This window comes from Maritalea sp., assembly GCF_051251695.1.
In the GTDB taxonomy this organism is placed as follows: Bacteria; Pseudomonadota; Alphaproteobacteria; order Rhizobiales; family Devosiaceae; genus Maritalea.
In genome coordinates, this window is record NZ_JBPOEU010000090.1 from 1 (window position 1) to 2,409 (window position 2,409).

Genomic DNA, 2,409 nt, shown 5'->3' on the forward strand with positions numbered 1-2,409 from the left:
CGCCAAACGTGGCGCGGTTTTGATCGAAGATATGCTCGCTTTCTCGCAGCGCGCCCGCTTAAAGCAAGAAACTTATGATCTAAACAAATTGGTCTTTTCGGTCATTGATCAGCACCAATCGATTCTGAATGACGACATTTCGCTGGAGCTAAAACTTTCAGATGACCTGTGGTTGGTTAAGATAGACCCAGATGCGACCGGAATTGCACTTTCCAAACTCATAACGAACGCACAAGATGCTTTGCCCGATGGCGGCCTGATCGAAATACGGACCGAGAATTTCTTGTTCGATTTGTCCAAATCAAGCCTTCCTTCAAACCAATTGTGCCGGGGCAGATATGTTTGCCTCAGCATCACTGACAACGGTGCCGGAATCCCGCAAGATCAATTGGCCCAGATATTCGACCCCTTCTTTACAACAAAGGAAGTCGGCGCAGGGAGTGGTATGGGGTTATCATTTGTACATGGGTTCATGAAACAAATTGGCGGCGCATTAGAGGTAACCTCAAAAGAACATGAGGGATCTACATTCCGAATGTTTTTCCCGGCATTTACCTAATCTGTAGGCGATTTGAGATAGATCAATAGGTAACCAAATCCGCATGAAATTGGAGATTGGAATGACAACTTTGTCCCGCAAGTCGGGCAGTGAGGCGGCCCATCTTCCTTTGATCAGTGTGAAGGGGCTTCGCAACGACAACCAAAAGGAATTTGAGCAAACGGCAAAAGCCATAGGAGAGGCCGCACAGAAAATCGGATTTTTCCGGATTTGTGATCACGGGATTGATGTGCCTCTTATTGAGGCAACATACCGTGTGGCCGCACAGTTTTTCGCGTTACCCGAAGCGGTTAAGCGTGGTTACTATATTGGGGATAGCCCCAATCATCGGGGATATGTGCCGTTCACCGAAAAGGGTGATTACCCAGACGAAGTCAACCGCAGCTATGAGGCCTTCGATCTTGGACTTGATCTGTCCCCCGATGATCCGGACTTTTTGGCGGGAAACAGGGTGCTGGGGCCAAATGTGTGGCCTGAACTGGCAGGCTTTAGGGGCGTGATCAGTCAATACTACTCCCAAGTTGCAGCACTTGGCCGTTTGGTCACCACAGCACTGGAAATGTATCTTGACCTGCCCACCGGGGCGATGACCAGCCACATGCGCAAACCGATATCGCAACTGCGTCTGCTGCATTATGTTCGGCAGTCTGAAGGCACAGACCGAAAATCGGTCAACATGGGCGCGCATACGGACTATGAGTGCCTGACACTGCTTCACACCCGCAACAAAGGGCTTCAGGTCATGGCCAAGGATGATCAGTGGATTGATGTACCCGCTGACCCAAGGGTGCTGATTGTGAACATCGGTGATATGCTCGAAGCATGGAGCAACGGATTGCTGCGCTCAACACCGCACCGGGTTCTCAACCTAAGCCCCGAACGCTATTCGCTGCCGTACTTCGTTGCCGCTGATTACAATACGATGATTGAGCCGTTTCCACAGCTGATCAGCATGGACCGCCCCGCCCAATATGACCCATTTATGGCCGGCGCACATCTTGAACGGATGCTGGTGCGGGATTTTCCGTATTTGCGGAACGCTGCGCAGTTCGCTTCCAAACAAAGCGATAATGAGATCACAAAGTCGGTCGAAAACCCTTTTGAAAAACGAATGAACCGGAGCGATAAAGAAACATGCCTCAACTAGACGCAATCATTTCCGTGTCCGTCGCGGGCTTTGCCCTAAGTGCGACGCCGGGGCCATCCATGCTATATGTCCTGTCTCGCACCGTCGGACAGAATCGCGCTGCGGGTCTCGCCTCGGCGTTTGGCCTTGCCTTAGGGGGTATTCTTCTTGCTGTCGCAACGGCGATGGGGCTGGCGGCGGTGTTTACCAAGGTAGAATGGATTGTGCCCGCCTTACGCTACATCGGTTCGGCCTATTTGATCTGGTTGGGGGTGGCCATGATCTGGGAGGCGCGTAGCAGCGGCATGACTGTTCTTGAGGTTGAGCGCGTCAAACGTAATTCCTTCTCGACAATTGTTTGGCAGGGCGTTCTGGTTGAGCTGCTGAACCCCAAAACGGTCCTGTTCTTTGCGCTTTTTCTGCCCCCGTTTGTTGCAATGGGCGATGGCCACCTGAACGATGTTAACGTTCAGTGGCAGCTCCTGACGCTTGGTGTTTTGGTGCCCCTTACGGCGATCCCAACCGACATCTTCGTCGCGTACACAGGGGGCACATTGGCCAACATATTGAACCGACAGCAAAGGTTTCGGGAATATCTTGCGTGGGTGAGTGGTGCAATCTTGATTCTCATCGCGCTCAACCTGCACTTCAGTTTTCTTTGATCTCTTTGGCGTACCAGTGCTCCATGACTGCGGTGACCGTCATTTAATGAACGGTCACCATC

3 protein-coding genes are annotated in these 2,409 nt (G+C 51.8%); all 3 read left to right on the forward strand.

The annotated features are described in order from the left end of the window. Positions 1–559 (forward strand): ATP-binding protein (locus tag ACSHWX_RS18250; RefSeq protein WP_435669636.1); only part of this gene is annotated, 559 nt, incomplete at its 5' end. 61 nt (positions 560–620) lie between these two features. After that, a complete protein-coding gene (locus ACSHWX_RS18255; protein ID WP_435669637.1) occupies positions 621–1,706 on the forward strand; it encodes an isopenicillin N synthase family dioxygenase in 1,086 nt (361 codons plus the stop codon). Next, positions 1,694–2,347: a LysE family translocator gene (locus tag ACSHWX_RS18260; RefSeq protein WP_435669638.1), complete on the forward strand. Its 654-nt coding sequence runs from the start codon at positions 1,694–1,696 to the stop codon at positions 2,345–2,347. The genes ACSHWX_RS18255 and ACSHWX_RS18260 overlap by 13 nt, the downstream gene beginning before the upstream one ends. The last annotated feature ends 62 nt before the right edge of the window (positions 2,348–2,409 follow it).